The organism is Sphingopyxis terrae subsp. terrae NBRC 15098 (assembly GCF_001610975.1).
Classification (GTDB): domain Bacteria; phylum Pseudomonadota; class Alphaproteobacteria; order Sphingomonadales; family Sphingomonadaceae; genus Sphingopyxis; species Sphingopyxis terrae_A.
This window is the reverse complement of record NZ_CP013342.1, coordinates 700,836-716,111: the sequence shown is the minus strand read 5'-3', so window position 1 is coordinate 716,111 and position 15,276 is coordinate 700,836. Positions and strand designations below refer to the sequence as shown.

General features: G+C 65.7%; 12 protein-coding genes and 1 pseudogene. 12 read left to right on the top strand and 1 reads right to left on the bottom strand.

Features of this window, described 5'->3' with window-relative positions; translation table 11 throughout:
* Positions 1–45: 45 nt before the first annotated feature.
* The 8 genes from AOA14_RS03475 (at position 46) to AOA14_RS03440 (ending at position 10,821) form a co-directional block, all read left to right on the top strand.
* The gene (locus tag AOA14_RS03475; RefSeq protein ID WP_234178525.1) at positions 46–1,584 is read left to right on the top strand and encodes an HAD-IB family hydrolase; all 1,539 of its coding nucleotides are present in this window, start codon (positions 46–48) and stop codon (positions 1,582–1,584) included.
* A gap of 109 nt (positions 1,585–1,693) precedes the next feature.
* The gene (locus AOA14_RS03470) at positions 1,694–4,045 is read left to right on the top strand and encodes a glycerol-3-phosphate 1-O-acyltransferase (RefSeq protein ID WP_062900772.1); all 2,352 of its coding nucleotides are present in this window, start codon (positions 1,694–1,696) and stop codon (positions 4,043–4,045) included.
* Positions 4,046–4,185: 140 nt separating this feature from the next.
* Positions 4,186–5,745 carry a wax ester/triacylglycerol synthase family O-acyltransferase gene (locus AOA14_RS03465; protein WP_234178528.1) on the top strand — a complete coding sequence of 520 codons (1,560 nt, stop codon included), beginning with the start codon at positions 4,186–4,188 and terminating at the stop codon, positions 5,743–5,745.
* Positions 5,746–5,892: 147 nt separating this feature from the next.
* Complete coding sequence (locus tag AOA14_RS03460; RefSeq protein ID WP_062900770.1) at positions 5,893–7,341, top strand: DUF3336 domain-containing protein; 1,449 nt, start codon at positions 5,893–5,895, stop codon at positions 7,339–7,341.
* A gap of 2 nt (positions 7,342–7,343) precedes the next feature.
* On the top strand, positions 7,344–8,186 hold the full coding sequence (locus AOA14_RS03455; RefSeq protein WP_062900769.1) for an alpha/beta hydrolase: 843 nt from the start codon (positions 7,344–7,346) through the stop codon (positions 8,184–8,186).
* A gap of 33 nt (positions 8,187–8,219) precedes the next feature.
* Positions 8,220–9,155 (top strand): alpha/beta fold hydrolase, encoded by a 936-nt coding sequence (locus tag AOA14_RS03450; RefSeq protein WP_062900768.1) that lies wholly within the window; start codon positions 8,220–8,222, stop codon positions 9,153–9,155.
* Positions 9,156–9,302: 147 nt separating this feature from the next.
* Complete coding sequence (locus AOA14_RS03445) at positions 9,303–10,304, top strand: NAD(P)H-dependent glycerol-3-phosphate dehydrogenase (protein WP_062900767.1); 1,002 nt, start codon at positions 9,303–9,305, stop codon at positions 10,302–10,304.
* 178 nt (positions 10,305–10,482) lie between these two features.
* A complete protein-coding gene (locus AOA14_RS03440; protein WP_082819802.1) occupies positions 10,483–10,821 on the top strand; it encodes a hypothetical protein in 339 nt (112 codons plus the stop codon).
* Between the two features lie 156 nt (positions 10,822–10,977).
* Here the strand turns inward: AOA14_RS03440 and AOA14_RS03435 are convergent.
* A pseudogene (locus tag AOA14_RS03435) lies at positions 10,978–11,508 on the bottom strand (TlpA family protein disulfide reductase); the annotation flags it as partial.
* On the opposite strand from AOA14_RS03435, the gene argH reads away from it, so the two are divergent.
* The 4 genes from argH to AOA14_RS03415 are packed head-to-tail and all read left to right on the top strand — an operon-like array spanning position 11,480 to position 15,193.
* A complete protein-coding gene (gene argH / locus AOA14_RS03430; protein ID WP_234178532.1) occupies positions 11,480–12,877 on the top strand; it encodes an argininosuccinate lyase in 1,398 nt (465 codons plus the stop codon). The pseudogene AOA14_RS03435 and the gene argH overlap by 29 nt on opposite strands.
* Before the next feature lie 3 nt (positions 12,878–12,880).
* Positions 12,881–13,141, top strand: coding sequence for a hypothetical protein (locus AOA14_RS03425; protein ID WP_062900763.1), 261 nt, complete (start codon positions 12,881–12,883; stop codon positions 13,139–13,141).
* A gap of 16 nt (positions 13,142–13,157) precedes the next feature.
* Complete coding sequence (gene lysA / locus AOA14_RS03420) at positions 13,158–14,417, top strand: diaminopimelate decarboxylase (RefSeq protein WP_062900762.1); 1,260 nt, start codon at positions 13,158–13,160, stop codon at positions 14,415–14,417.
* Positions 14,417–15,193: a precorrin-2 dehydrogenase/sirohydrochlorin ferrochelatase family protein gene (locus AOA14_RS03415; protein ID WP_062900761.1), complete on the top strand. Its 777-nt coding sequence runs from the start codon at positions 14,417–14,419 to the stop codon at positions 15,191–15,193. Before lysA ends, AOA14_RS03415 begins: the two co-directional genes overlap by 1 nt.
* Positions 15,194–15,276: the final 83 nt, after the last annotated feature.

The following is a 15,276-nucleotide window of genomic DNA, read 5'->3' as shown; positions in this document are numbered from 1 at the left end:
CAGCCGCCAGTGGGGGAGATGCGCGTGCCAAGGCCGCAGCCGCATTTGGAAGAAGTTCTCGCGTCCGAACCCGGATCGCATATCGCCGCGCTCTTCGATTTCGACGGAACGATCATCGCAGGCTATTCGGCGACGGCGATGCTGCGCGAAAAGCTGCAGCGCCGCGAAATGTCGGTCGAGGAAATCGCCGAGACCGCGAATGTCATCGCGCAGCACAGTCTGGGCGCGATCGGCTTTTCGGGGCTGATGAGCGGCGCCGCCAAATTCATGAAGGGCGTCGAGGAGGAAAGCTTCGTCCAGTTCGGCGAAGAACTCTACAAGAAGCATATCGCGCGCAAAATCTATCCCGAGACGCGCGCGATCATCGAGGCGCATCAGGCCAAGGGGCACCGCGTCGCGATCATCTCGTCGGCGACGATCTACCAGATCGAACCGACCGCGCGCGACCTCGGCATATCCGACATCAAATGCTCCGCCTATGAAATCGAAGATGGCGTGTTCACCGGCGACATCATCCGCCCGCTCTGCTTCGGCGAAGGCAAGGTGCTTGCCGCCGAGGAGCTTGCCGCAGACTATGGCTTCGACCTCGATCAGAGCTATTTCTATTCGGACAGCGACGACGACATCGAACTGCTCGAACGCGTCGGCAAGCCGCGGCCGCTCAATCCCAATATGAAATTGAAGGCGATCGCCGACGAGCGGGGCTGGCCGGTGCAGCGCTTCGCGAGCCGCGGCACGCCGTCGTGGGTCGACTATACGCGCACCATCTACGCCACCGGCTCGCTGATCGGCGCCTTCGCGGCTGGCCTGCCGATCTGGGCGCTGACGCGTTCACAGCGCGAGGCGGTCAATTTCTCGATGGGGCTGTTCGGCGACTTCGCGACCGCGATCACCGGCGTCGAGCTCGAGGTCGAGGACGAACGCCACCTCTGGTCGTCGCGCCCGTGCATTTTCATCTTCAACCACCAGAGCAAGGCGGACGTCATGATCCTTGCCAAGCTCATCCGCCGCGACATGGGCGGGGTGGGGAAGAAGGAGATCAAGGAAATTCCCATCTTGGGGAAGCTGATGGAATGGGGCGGCACCGTCTTCGTCGACCGCGCCGACGGCAAAAGCGCGATCAAGGCTATGGAACCGCTGGTCGAAGCCATTCAGAAGGAAGGCAAGTCGATCTGCATCGCGCCCGAGGGGACGCGCAGCCTGACCCCGAAGCTCGAACCCTTCAAGAAGGGCGCCTTCCACCTCGCCATGCAGGCGGGCGTGCCGATCGTCCCGATCGTCATCCACAATGCGACCGACGTCGCGCCGAAAAACGAATTCGTGATGCGCCCCGCGACGGTGCGCGTCACCGTCCTGCCGCCCGTCGATACGTCCGAATGGCAGGTGAAGACGCTGAACACCCATGTCCGCGACGTGCGCAACATGTTCCTGCGCACCCTCGGCCAGCCCGAGGAGACTGTCGCGGAATCGGTTGCGAAGGAGGCGGCGCCAGCGGCAAACCCCGAAAAGGCGCCGAAGAAAGCGGCTACCAAGAAGCCTGCCGCCAAGAAAAAGCCGACGCCCCGAAAGGTAAAGAAGGCCTAGCCCATGTTTCACCTCGTCATTGCGAGCGAAGCGAAGCAATCCAGGGCGGGTTACGCCGCGCTGGATTGCCGCGTCACTACGCTCCTCGCAATGACGGTGGTTTAAGGCCATGGCCGACGGCACGCCCCGCAGCGAATTCGTCGCGGAGCAGCTGGCCGACCGGCTCTACATCATTGACGCGCACAACCGGATCGAGCGGCAGATATTGCTCGACTGGATCCACGCGACCTCGGTCGATCCGGGCGGGGAGGGCGCGCCGATTTGGGTCAGCCTCGCGATCGCCGATGACGATCATGCCCTCGACCTCGATGCGCTCAAGGCGCGGCTGGCGGGCGACCCTGCGCGTACGGTGGTGCCGCTGCGCGTCGCGTGGCGCATCCCCGGTTTCGAGCGCGATCGCGCGCTGAAATTCCGGCATCTGATCTTCGGCGACCCGCGCCGTCCGGGGCCGCTGCGCGCGCGGTTCATCCTGTGGCGCGACCGGCGCCGGGCGCAGATCCTGGTCGGCGAAGCGGCAACACAGACAGAGCTGAAGGCACGCTATCTCGCGCAGACCGGCGGCGGTGACGGCTGCGAGGAGGGAAGCAGCGAATTTGCCGGCTTCGTCGCGCGGCAGGCGGGGCTCGCGCTCGACGTCGCCGAACGCGGCATCCGCGGCAGCCGCTACAAGGTGCCGCGCTTCGTTGCCGACTCGCTGCGCACCAACCCCAAATTCCGCGCCGCGCTTGCCGATCTTGCCGGCCAGCTCGGCCGTCCCGTCGCGGATCTCTACCGCGAGGCGCGCCCGCTGATGAAGGAGGTCATCGCGACCCCCAGTGCGCTGTTCCTCGACCTGCGCGCGCGGCTCGACCGGATGATGTTCGGCGGCTATGCGCCCGAGATGGAGGTCGACGCGGCCGAGCTTGCAAAGCTGCGCTCGGTGCTGCGCGAACATCCGACCGCGATCCTGTTCACACACAAAACCTATATCGACGGCGCGACCCCCAGCCGCCTCGCCTATGAAAATGACCTGCCGATGCTGCACAGCTTTGGCGGCGCCAACCTCGACTTCGCGATCATGGGCCAATTCTTCCGCCGCTCGGGAATGATTTTCATTCGCCGCAGCTTTCAGGATCAGCCGGTCTACAAGCTGGTGCTGCGCCACTATATCGCCTGGCTGCTCGCCAAGCGCTTCCCGCTGTCCTGGGCCTTCGAAGGGACGCGCTCGCGCCTCGGCAAGCTGATGCCGCCCAAATATGGCCTGATGAAATATGTCCTCGACGCCGCGCATGCGACCGGGACGCAGGGGGTACATTTCGTGCCCTTCGTCACCAGTTTCGACCTGATCCGCGATGTCGAGGAATATGCCGCCGAACAGACCGGGCGGACCAAGAAACCCGAAAGCCTCGCCTGGTTCATCGGCTATATGAAGAGCCTCAAGGAACCGTCGGGGCGCATCCGTCTCGACATCGGCGAGCCCGTCGTCATTCCGGAGGCGCCAGCCCCCGACGACCGGCGCGCGCTGGAGCGTATCGCCTTCGCCGTCGCGGTCGAGGCGAACCGCGTCACCCCGCTTACCGTCACCTCGGTCATGTGCCTCATCCTGCTCGGCACCGCGCCGCGCGGCGTGACCGAGGCAGAGATGATCGCGACGATCGCGCGCATCACCGCCTGGGCGCGCGAGCGCGGCATCCGCCTCAGCCGCGAGCTCGAAGGCGGCGACGCCGCGGCGCTCGCGGCGACGCTCGACACGCTCGTCGAGGGCGGCCTGCTCACGCGGTTCGAGGCCGGCAGCGAGACCGTCTATTCGATCGACCCCGCCAAGCATCCGATGGCGAGCTATTATCGCAACATCATCGCGCATCATTTCCTCGACCGCGCGATGATCGAGCTGGCGCTGTTCGAGCTGCGCGATGCCGACAGCAAGGATTCGACCGCCGCCTTCTGGGCGCGGATCGACCGGCTGCGCGATCTGTTCAAATTCGAATTCTTCTACCCGCCGCGCGGCGAACATCTGGCCGCGCTGGAGGCTGAACTTGCGCGCATCGACCCTGCCTGGGCCAAGCGACTGGCGAGCGGCGACCGCGGCGTTGCGCAGCTCATTCGCCGCTGTCAGCCGATGGTCGGCCATGCGATCCTGCTACCCTTTGCCGAGGCCTATTCGGTCGTTGCCGACATTCTGGCGCGCGCGCGCCCCGGCGATCCGGTCGATGAAAAGGCGCTGCTCGACGCCGCGCTGATCGAGGGGCGTCAGGCCTGGCTCCTGCGCCGGATCAGCAGCGAAGCGTCGATCGGAAAATTGCTCTTCGCCAACGCCCTGTCGCAGATGCGCCATATGGGGCTGGCGGAAACCGCGACCCCTGACGGATTGCGCGCGCGCCGCGCACTGCTCGTGGAACTCCGCGGGCTCGCCAACGTCATGGAATCGATGCGGCTGGCCACGCTCGCGCTCGCCGACCGATTGCCGGGGACGGGAGAATGACATGACACCGCGTTCGTCATGGCGAGGAGCCGCAGGCGATGCGGCAATCGCTCGCCTTTGTCCCGGCGCCCGGCCGGTGACGGGAGATTGCTTCGCTCCGCTCGCAAGGACGGGATCATCGATGTTGGATGGAGGTTCGCATGCTTAAGCAACTCAGCGCCCAGGACGCCCAGTTCCTCTATACCCAGACCGCGAACAATCTGACGCATATCATGGGTATCTACATTTACGATCCGTCGACGGCGCCAGGCGGCTTCGTGCGGTTCAAGGATATCATCGCGCACGTCCAGTCGCGCGTCGACACATCGCCGCTGTTCAAGCGCCGGCTCCACCGGCTGCCGCTCGATCTCGACCACCCCTATTGGGTCGAGGACGAACATTTCGACATCGAAGCGCATATGAGCCACGCGCGCCTGCCCGAACCCGGCGACTGGCGGCAATTCTGCATCGCGGTCGCGCGCTATTTCTCGAAGCCGATGGATATGAACCGGCCGCTTTGGGACATTTACATCATCGAGGGGCTCGACCGTATCCCCGGCATCCCGAAGGGCAGCTTCGCGATGCTCCACCGCGTCCATCACGCCGCGGTCGACGGCGCATCGGGCGCGCATGCCTTCATCGCGATGAGCGACATCGACGCCAAGGGGACGCCGGCAATCCCCGGCGCGCCGGTGGAGGATCTCGGGCGCGCGCCGTCGAGCGCGGAGGTCGCCACGCGCGCCTGGACCGCGTCGATGCAATCGCCGGTCAAATTCATGAACGCGCTGCTCAAGGTGTCGCCCTCGCTGATGACCGCGGCGCGCAAGTCGATGCTCAGCGATCAGGGGATGACCGCGGGCGTCCCCGAAACGCGCTTCAACGCACCCGTCGGCCCGCACAAGATGTTCGACGCGACCCGGGTTGCGCTCGCCGATATCGCGAAGGTGCGGGCAAAGGTGCCCGGCGCGACGGTCAACGACGTCATCCTTGCGACCTGCGCGGGCGCGCTGCGCAAATATCTTCAGGCGCATGGCGAACTGCCCAAGGAAAGCGTCGTCGCGGTCGCCCCGATCAACCGGCGCGGCAAGGGCGGCAAGGCCGACAGTCCCGGCAATCAGGTGACCGCGATGAGCGTGCCGCTGCGCACCGACATTGCCGACCCGCTGAAGCGGCTCGCGGCGATCCGTGACTATACGGTGGAGGCGAAGGAGGCGAAGGCGGGCGTCAGCGCGCGGATCATGACCGACCTGTCGCAGCATATTCCGGGCGCGACGATGGCGGCGGTTGCGCGCATCCTGACGAGCGAGCGCTTCGCGGTGCGCGGCACCAATCTTTTCATCTCGAACGTCCCGGGCGCGCAGGTGCCGCTCTATCTCGCGGGGGCGCAGCTTGTGCAGCAATACGGCGCAGGCCCGCTCGCCAACAATATGGGGCTGTTCATCGCGACCCCCAGCTATAACGGTCAGGTCGGCTTCTCGATCATCTCCGAACGCGCGATCATGCCCGACATCGCCTTCTTTCGCACGTGCATCGACGAAAGTTTCGCCGACCTGCTCGCCGCGCAGCCTAAGCCCGAAAAGGCGGCGGTCAAACCGAAGCCTGCAGAAAAGCCCGCTTCGAAGACAAAGACTTCATCCAAAACGACACCCAAGGCGAAAGCGAAACCAAAAACGCCGACGAAGCGGAAGAAGGCATCACCTCCTTCGTCACCCCGGACTTGATCCGGGGTCCATTCGCGCGGCGCCGGGTCAATGGATCCCGGATCAAGTCCGGGATGACGAAGGTGTGGAAGCTGGCGTCAAAACAGTTGCCAAAGGCAACGTAACCCGCAAGAATCACTGAAAATAGAAATAGTGCAGGACCACCGAATGATCTTTTCCCCGACGCTCAGCGTGGACGCCGATCTGGCGAAGGCGCCCGACTATGCCGCCTGGATCAGAGCGGCGATTGCCGCCGACGGCAAATCGGGGATGCAGGCGTGGCGCGACGCCGACGAAAGCAAGCATTTCGACTATCGCGCGATCCGCGCCCGCCTCGAACGGCTGCGCAAGCTGTCGGCGGCGGGCGATGTGAAGGGGCTGCTCTTCGTCCTCAACGAAGGCATTCACGGCAATATCGACGGCATGGGCCACGAACGCTTGTATCAAAAGGCGCGCTTCGGCACCAAAAGGCTGATCGAGGATTATGTGGCAGAGGTCGTCTCCGCGCTGGGCAAGATCGCCGCGGCGCGCAGCATCCCGCGCGACGAAAAGCGCGATTTCTTCCGCCGCGCCCAGCATTGCTACGGCCGCTCGGCGCTGCTGCTGTCGGGGTCGGGCAGCTTTCTCTATTTCCATGTCGGCGTCGTGAAAGCGCTGTGGGAGGAGGGCGTGCTGCCGACGATCCTCGCGGGATCGAGCGGCGGTTCGATCGTCGCCGCGGTCGTCTGCACGCGCAAGGATGCCGAGGTCGGCGCCTTCCTGGCCAGCGACAAGCTTGCCAGCGCCGACCGCGATCCCGAAGTGCGCCGCCTCGCCCCTGACGAGGTCGCCGCGCGCCTCGCCGAGCTCATCCCCGACCTGACCTTTCAGGAAGCCTATGAGGTCAGCGGCCGACATCTCAACGTGTCAGTCGCGCCCGCCGAAAAATATCAGAACGGCCGCCTGCTCAACGCGATCACCGCGCCCAATGTGCTGATCCGCGAAGCGGTGCTCGCCTCGTGCGCGGTGCCGGGCGTCTTTCCGCCGGTGATGCTGATGGCGCGCGACGAAGCGGGCAAGCGCGTGCCCTATCAGCCCGACCGGCGCTGGGTCGACGGGTCGGTGACGCACGACATCCCGACCAAGCGGCTCGAACGCCTCTACGGCGTCAACCATCATATCGTCAGCCAGGCGAACCCGCTCGCGCTGCCTTTCGCGACCGACACGCGCAAGCAGATGGCGCCGATAGAGGCCATTCAGCATGCCTCGATGGCGACCTTCAAGGCATGGCTCAACGCCAATATGGTGATATTCCAGAAGCCCCTCGAACTGGTGCCGCCGCTCAACAGCCTCGCCAATATGGCGCGCTCGCTGATCAATCAGGAATATACCGGCGACATCAACATCATCCGGCCGCCCAAATTCTGGTCGCCCACAAAGATATTGTCCGATCTGTCGCAGGAGGACATCGACGAGCTGATCGACACCGGCATGCGCACCGCCTGGCCGAAGATCGAGATGGTGCGCACCCAGACCGCGATAAGCCGCGCGCTCGACGCCATCCTGGCGCGCATCGACAAGGGCGGCGACGACGGCCCCGGCCACCGCAGCGCGGCGCTGAAAAAGCCGGTCCGGTGAGCATGGCGGGCGTGATGCTGCCGCCGGGATCGGCGGGCGCGGGCGCGACGCTGCACGTCACCCATTGGCTTCCTGCTGCGGCGCCCAAGGCCGTGGTGCTCCTCGCGCACGGCTATGCCGAGCACGCCGGGCGTTACGCCCATGTGGCAAAACGGCTGACCGACGCCGGCTATGCCGTCTATGCGGTCGACCATTGGGGCCATGGCAAGTCGGATGGCGAGGGGGGCTATGTGCCGCGCTTCTCGGCTTTCACCGACGGCATGGCCGAATTGCTCACGCTCGTCGAGGTCAACCATCCGGGCGCGCCGCGCCTGCTGCTCGGACACAGCATGGGCGGCCTGATCGCGACGCTGTTCCTGATCGATCGGCAGGACGCCTTTGTCGCCGCCGCACTGTCCGGCCCGGCGATTGTCCCCGGTACGCCGCCTTCGCGCTTCACCGTCTGGATCAGCCGCTTTCTGTCACGCTTTTTTCCGCGCCTCGGCGTATTGGCGCTCGATCCCAACGGGGTCAGCCGCGATCCGGCGGTGGTCACCGCCTATCTTGCCGATCCGCTTGTCTATACGGGAAAGATCGGCGCGCGGCTCGGCAAGGAATTCATGGACGCGATGGCGGTTGCGCAGGCATGCGCACCGAAAATCACGCTGCCGATCCTGCTCCAGCATGGCGACCATGACAGCCTCGCCTCGGTGGCGGGCTCGCACTATCTGTTCGACCATGTCGCATCGACCGACAAGCGGCTCGAAATCTATCCCGGCCTGTTCCACGAAATCTATAACGAGCCCGAACGCGATGCGGTGCTGGACGATCTGATCGGCTGGTTCGATGCGCATGTGTCAGCCTGAAGCCAACGGATCGACAGGGAAATTCCGCACGTCATGAAGCTCCTCCTCATTCTGCTTTTTGCTCCGCTGATCGCTCTGGCGATCTTCTATTTCGTATTCCCCGGCCGCCTGGTCGCGATCGGTCGCGCGCTGCTCCGCCGGCGCGGCGGCACGGTGCAGAAAAGCGTTACCGTCGACGGCCGCGCCTGGCCCTATCTGGAGGGCGGCGATCCCGCCAAGCCTACGCTGCTGCTCGTCCATGGCTTTTCGGGCGACAAGGATAATTGGTCCTTTCTCGCGCCCTTTCTGACGCGCGACTATTACGTCGTCGCACCCGATCTCCCCGGTTTTGGCGAGAATGAACGCAACCCCGATCTTGCGTATGACATCGAAGCGCAGACCGCGCGGCTGAAGGCATTCGTCGATGCGCTCGGACTGCGGCAGCCGCATATCGCGGGCAATAGCATGGGCGGCTGGATCGCGCTGCGCTACGCGCTCGACTTTCCCGATGCGCTCGCCAGCCTGATCCTGATCGACAATGCCGGGGTGGCGGGCGCGAACGAGAGCGATCTTCAGAAACAGGCGGCGAACGAGGATTATAACCCGCTCGTCCTGGCCGGTATCGAGGATGCCGACCGCCTCGTCGCGATGGTCGTCCACAAACCGCCCTTCGTGCCGTCGCGATTGAAGCCGGTGCTCTATGCCGACGCGCTCAAATATCGCGATCAGCTCGACACCGCCTTCTGGGTCATTGCGACCGAGATGCGCGACCGCCCGCTCAACGACCGGCTCGGCGAGGTGACGGTGCCGACGCTGATCATCTGGGGCCGCCACGACCGGCTGATCGACATCAGCTGCGTCCCCGTGCTCGAAGCGGGTATCGCAAACAGCCGCGCGCATGTCCTCGATCATGTCGGCCATGTCCCGATGGTCGAGGATCCGAAGGCCACCGCCGCGCTGATGAAGGATTTTCTCGGGCCGCTCGATTAGCCGCCTATTACGTCGGACTTGATCCGCTGGTCAAACCATGCGTCATTGCGAACCCGGCAAAGCCGGGTGAAGCAATCCAGACTGGCTCGAGCCAGCACTGGATTGCGTCGCTTCGCTCGCAATGACGGGCAGGGAGAAGGAGGGGCTATGCGCCTGAAAGTGGGCCTGCTCGGCGGGGGGAGCTGGGGGACGACGGTCGCCGCGACGGTATCGCGCAACGCGCCGATCACCTTGTGGGCGCGCGACGCCGAAATGGTCGATGGCATCAACCGCGATCAGGAAAACCGCAAATATCTGCCCGGCATCCGCCTGCCCGCGGCGCTGCGCGCGACGGCCGATCTCGGCGAAGCTGTGGCGGGCGCCGACGTCCTCGTCATGGGCGTGCCGTCGCACAGCTTTCGCGCGGTGCTCGAGGAGGCGCGCGATCATCTGCGTCCCTGGGTGCCGGTGATCAGCCTGACCAAGGGGCTCGAACTCGCGACGGGCAAGCGGATGACCGAGGTGATCGAGGAGGTGCTGCCCGGCCACCCCGTCGGCGTGCTCACCGGCCCCAATCTCGCGCGTGAGATCATGAGCGGCCAGGCGGCGGCGAGCGTGCTGTCGATGGAGGATGAAATCGTCGTGCGCGCACTGCACCCGCTTTTCCATTCGGGGCTGTTCCGCGTCTATACCAACACCGATCTGCTCGGTTGCGAACTCGGCGGGGTGCTCAAGAATATCATCGCGATTGCGGTCGGCATGGGCGACGGGCTCGGCGCGGGCGACAATACGCGCGCCGGGCTGATGACGCGCGGGCTGGCCGAAATCACCCGGCTCGGCGTCGCGATGGGCGGGCGCCCGGAAACCTTCGCCGGTCTGACGGGCATGGGCGACCTGATCGCGACCTGCACCAGCCCGCTGTCGCGCAACCGCCACGTCGGGGTCGAACTCGGCAAGGGGCGCCATATCGACGCGATCATCGCCGACATGCACATGGTCGCCGAAGGCGTCAAAAGCGCCCCCACGGTGATGGCGCTCGCCGACCGTCACGGCATCGCGATGCCGATCGCGCGCGACGTCTTCGACGTGACGCAGGGCAAACGGACCGCGCAGGATGTGTTCCGCGGGCTGCTCAAATCGAGCGTCGGTGACGAGGCGCATCCGGGGTAGGGGCAATCGTCGATGCCGCCGTCAGCTTCGGCGTCGGATGAAAGCGCCGCCTTGCCTGCGGGGACGGCCGTGGACGGTTCCGCCGCAAGGCGTGTCGAATCCTCGTCGGTCCGTGAAGAAAAGCCGGTTCTCTTTCGTTCTTTCTCCTGACCAGCAGGGTCCACCAAGGAGACGAACGATGAAAAAAAGGACGACTTTGGCGGCGCTTATGGCTCTTCCCGCCGGTGCTGCAATGGCGACGGTTCCCTATGGGTCGATTCCGCCGGGTTTCGATCGCCCACCGGTTCGCAGCGTGCCGATTGCGGGGGTCTATAATAAATATTGGTACAATTATCGCACCGATATTCTGGAGGCTGAAAAGGAGCTCAAGAGTGACTTGGGCCGCGCAACCGATCGCGAGGATCGCTGGGATGCATGGGACGAGTGGGCGACCGAAGTCGTCGACGCCGACAAGGATTATACCAAGGTGATGCGCAAGAAGGGCTACCCTGTGGGGCGCGTCTCGATCGAAGGCTGATCGTCGAAATGAGTTTCAAAAGGCGGCGGGCGCTATGCGTCCGCCGTCTTCATTCTACACTCCGCCTTCCGCCAGCAGCGCCTTCGCTTCCTCGCCCTGCCAGTCGATGGCGCCCACCACGCGCCACAGTTCGCGCCCGTTCGCATCGTAGAGGATGCTCGTCGGCAGCGCGGTATTCGCTGCGTCCAACAAAGTGTTCTGCGGATCGAGATAGGGTTGCAGCGCCTTCAGCCCCGCCTTCTGGAACCAGGGATCGACGACCGAAGCGCCTTGCAGATCCTGCGCCACCGCGACGACCGTCAGCTTGCCTGCCTTTTGCGCGGCAAGCGCATCGAGCGTCGGCATTTCGGCGACGCAGGGCGCACACCAGGTCGCCCACAGATTGACCAGCAGCGGCTTGCCGCGAAACGACGCGACGGTCACCGGTGCGTCGTCGGGGCCGCGAAAGACGGCGGCCGGTCCGGCCTTGCCGGCGTTGCCGCGCTCGACGACATGCTGAAAGGTGGCGGGGTCGCGGCCATGCGCCGCTTCGCCGGGCGAAATATTTGCTTGCCCCGCGCCTGCTTGCTCCGAGGCCTCCTTTTGCCTATCGCACCCCGCGAAGGAACCGGCGATCAGCAGGGCCAGCACGGCAAGACGAAGATTTGGAACGCGGCGGATGGCGAATACTCCCGATAGCAACAGCATGTGGGGCGGCCGCTTCGGTGGCGGACCTGCGGCGATCATGCAAGAGATAAACGCCTCGATCCCCGTCGACAAACGTCTTTGGGAAGAGGATGTCGCCGCCAGCCGCGCGCATGCCGCGATGCTCGGCGCGCAGGGGATCATTGCCGCCGCCGACGCGGCGACCATCGATCGCGGGCTGGCGCAGATCGCCGACGAGTTCGCCGCGAACGGTGTGCCGGTCGATCTTGCGCTCGAAGATATTCACATGACGGTCGAATCGCGCCTCAAGGAACTGGTCGGCGAAGCCGCCGGGCGGCTCCACACCGCGCGCTCGCGCAACGATCAGGTCGCGACCGATTTTCGGCTCTGGGTGCGCACCGCTTGCGACCGTATCGATTCCGGCCTGAAGGCGCTTCAGGGCGCCCTGCTCGCGCGCGCCGATGAACATGCGGACAGCATCATGCCCGGCTTCACCCATTTGCAGGTCGCACAGCCGGTGACGCTCGGCCACCATCTGCTCGCCTATGTCGAAATGTTCGGCCGCGATCGCGGCCGTTTCCGCGATGCGCGCGCGCGGCTCAACGAATCGCCGCTCGGCGCCGCGGCGCTTGCGGGCACCAGCTTCCCGCTCGACCGTCCGGCGACCGCGGCGGCGCTCGGTTTCGACCGGCCGATGGCGAACAGTATCGATGCCGTATCGGACCGCGATTTCGCGCTCGAATTTTGTGCCGCCGCCTCGATTGCCGCGATTCACCTCTCGCGCCTCGCCGAAGAGATCGTGATCTGGGCCAGCCAGCCCTTCGGTTTCGTCAGTCTGCCCGACGCCTGGTCGACCGGCAGCTCGATCATGCCGCAAAAGCGCAATCCCGATGCCGCCGAACTGGTGCGCGGCCGCGCAGGCCTGCTGCTCGGTGCGTTCCAGCGGCTTTCGGTGATCGTGAAAGGGCTGCCGCTCACCTATTCGAAGGATTTGCAGGACGATAAGGAAACGGTCTTCGGTGCCTTCGACGCGCTAGCGCTTTCGCTCGCCGCGATGACCGGCATGGTCGACGCGCTGGCCTTTCGCACCGACCGGATGCGCGCGCTCGCCGCATCGGGCTTTTCGACCGCGACCGATCTGGCCGACTGGCTGGTGCGCGAGGCGGGGGTGCCGTTCCGCGACGCGCACCATATCGTCGGTGCCTGCGTGAAACGATCGGAAGAGCTCGGCGTTGAACTGTCGGCGCTTCCGGCGGACGAAGCGGCGGCGATCCATGCCGCGGTCACGCCCGCCGCGCTCGCGGCGCTGACCGTCGAGGCGTCGGTCGCCAGCCGCATGAGCTATGGCGGCACCGCGCCCGAACGGGTAAGGCAGGCTGTTGCCGCGGCGCGCGCGGCGCTGGAGATTTAGGTGATGGCAAAGATCCGCACGACGATTTTGCTGGCCGCCTCGGGCGCTGCGCTCGTGGCGCTTGGCGCGTGCGGCAAGAAGGAAGATCTGAAGCCGGTGGCGGGTTCGGCCCCGCCCGCGCTACCCATCGGGGCACAGCGCCAGCCGACCACGGAGGAGCTCACGACGCCTGACGCGCAGGCCCGGCCCGCGCGCAGCGACGACCTTCTTAAACGATCCGAAAAGCGCGAACCCGACGATTTCGACTTGCCGCCTCCGGGCTGAGTTCAGGACCTTTTCCATGGATCATTTTGCTTATCGTGACGGCGTTCTCTACGCCGAAGACATCGCCTTGCCGCGCATTGCCGAGGAAATCGGCACCCCCGTCTATGTCTATTCGCGCGCGACGCTTGAACGCCATGCGCAGGTGTTTCGCGACGCGCTTGCCGACATTCCGCGCAAGCACATTGCCTTTGCGATCAAGTGCAACCCCAACCTCGGCGTGCTGCGTGTCCTCGCGCGGCAGGGCTATGGCGCCGACGTCGTGTCGGGCGGCGAGCTCGAACGCGCGATCGCGTCGGGGATGGCGCCCGAAGATATCGTCTTTTCGGGCGTCGGAAAGACGCGGGCCGAACTGGCGCTCGGTCTCGACCGCGGCATCGGCCAGTTCAACATCGAACATGAACCCGAAGGTGTCGCGCTCGCAGAGATCGCCGCACGAAAGGAAATGACCGCGCAGGCAGTGCTGCGCGTCAATCCCGACGTCGATGCGGGCACCCACGCCAAGATCTCGACCGGCAAGGCCGAAAACAAGTTCGGCGTCGGCATCGACGTCGCGCCCGAAATATTCGACCGCCTTGCGCGGCTACCTGGCCTCAAGCTGCGCGGCATTGCACTCCATATCGGCAGTCAGCTCACCAGCCTCGACCCGCTCGAGGCGGCGTTCGTCCGCGTCGGGCGGCTGATCGCCGATCTGCGAGCGGCGGGACACGACATCACCCATGTCGATCTCGGCGGCGGGCTCGGGGTTCCTTACAAGGAGGGCGACAACCCGCCGAGCCCCGCCGATTATGGCGCGATGGTCGCGCGCGTCACCCGCGACTGGGACGTCACCTTGATGTTCGAACCCGGGCGCGTCATCGCCGGCAACGCGGGCGTGCTGCTCACCGAAGTGCTGTGGGTCAAGCCGGGAGCGCAGAGCGATTTCGTCATCGTCGACGCAGCCATGAACGATCTGGCACGTCCGGCGCTCTACGATGCGTGGCACGATTTCCAGGCAGTGCGTCCGAGCGGCGAGACGATGACCGCCTCGATCGTCGGCCCGGTGTGCGAAACCGGCGACACCTTCGCGCGCGACCGCGTGATCGACAAGGTTGCGGCGGGCGATCTCGCCGTTTTCCGTACCGCGGGCGCCTATGGCGCGACGATGGCATCGACCTACAACAGCCGCAGCCTGGTTCCCGAAGTGCTCGTCGACGGCGACCGCTATATCGTCGTCGCCGATCGCATCGCCGCCGGTACGATCATGGCGGCCGAACGCGTCCCCGACTGGATCGACTGATGCGCCAGTTTCCTCTCTTCCTGAACCTTGCAGGCCGCACGGTCGTGCTGGTCGGGGAGGGGGAGGCTGCGGATGCGAAGGCGCGGCTGATTGCGCGCGCCGGCGGGCGGATCGTGCCGCAGTGGGAAGACGGCGCGGCGATCGCCTTTGTTGCGCTGGACGAGGGAGCTGAAGAAGCGGCGGCGGAGCTGCGCGCGCGCGGCCTCCTCGTCAATGTCGTCGACCGGCCCGATCTTTGCGATTTCACCACCCCCGCGATCGTTGATCGCGCGCCGGTGACGATCGCGGTCGGCACCGGCGGCGCGTCCGCCGGGCTTGCCAAGGCGGTGCGCCAGCGGATTGAGGCGTTGCTGCCCGCCACCCTCGGCAATCTCGCCGCCGCCCTGTTCGCGGCGCGCGGTGCGATGAAAGCGCGCTGGCCCGATGCCGCCGACCGCCGCCGCGCCATCGATGCCGCGCTTGCGCCCGGCGGCGCGCTAGATCCGGTTGCCGGGCCGGACCAAGGCGCTGTCGCTGCCTGGCTCGCCGCCGATCATCTGGCGGCGCCCGCGCGCCTTGAAATGATCGCGCTCGCCAGCGACGATCCCGACGATCTGACGCTGCGCGCGGCGCGCCTGCTGGGCGAGGCCGATCATATCTTCCACCCCGCTGCGACTCCGCCCGCGATCCTGGCCCGCGCGCGAGCCGATGCGGTGCGACACTGCACCGAAACGCCGCCCGCCGATCCGCCCCCCGGCCTGTCGCTCTGGCTCGCATCGGCGATTACGCGAAGCTAATTGGGCTTCGCTCAGTCGCCTTCCTAGCCCTGTCGCCGGCGGCATCGTCGCCGCCGTTTCAGCCAGGAGAGGTTATGGAATTT

Coding starts and splice junctions, on each gene's coding strand:
- AOA14_RS03460 (WP_062900770.1), top strand. CDS start 5,893: ATGATCTTTTCCCCGACGCTCAGCGTGGACGCCGATCTGGCGAAGGCG.
- AOA14_RS03465 (WP_234178528.1), top strand. CDS start 4,186: ATGCTTAAGCAACTCAGCGCCCAGGACGCCCAGTTCCTCTATACCCAG.
- AOA14_RS03470 (WP_062900772.1), top strand. CDS start 1,694: ATGGCCGACGGCACGCCCCGCAGCGAATTCGTCGCGGAGCAGCTGGCC.
- AOA14_RS03440 (WP_082819802.1), top strand. CDS start 10,483: ATGAAAAAAAGGACGACTTTGGCGGCGCTTATGGCTCTTCCCGCCGGT.
- lysA (WP_062900762.1), top strand. CDS start 13,158: ATGGATCATTTTGCTTATCGTGACGGCGTTCTCTACGCCGAAGACATC.
- AOA14_RS03415 (WP_062900761.1), top strand. CDS start 14,417: ATGCGCCAGTTTCCTCTCTTCCTGAACCTTGCAGGCCGCACGGTCGTG.
- argH (WP_234178532.1), top strand. CDS start 11,480: ATGGCGAATACTCCCGATAGCAACAGCATGTGGGGCGGCCGCTTCGGT.
- AOA14_RS03445 (WP_062900767.1), top strand. CDS start 9,303: ATGCGCCTGAAAGTGGGCCTGCTCGGCGGGGGGAGCTGGGGGACGACG.
- AOA14_RS03425 (WP_062900763.1), top strand. CDS start 12,881: ATGGCAAAGATCCGCACGACGATTTTGCTGGCCGCCTCGGGCGCTGCG.
- AOA14_RS03450 (WP_062900768.1), top strand. CDS start 8,220: ATGAAGCTCCTCCTCATTCTGCTTTTTGCTCCGCTGATCGCTCTGGCG.
- AOA14_RS03455 (WP_062900769.1), top strand. CDS start 7,344: ATGGCGGGCGTGATGCTGCCGCCGGGATCGGCGGGCGCGGGCGCGACG.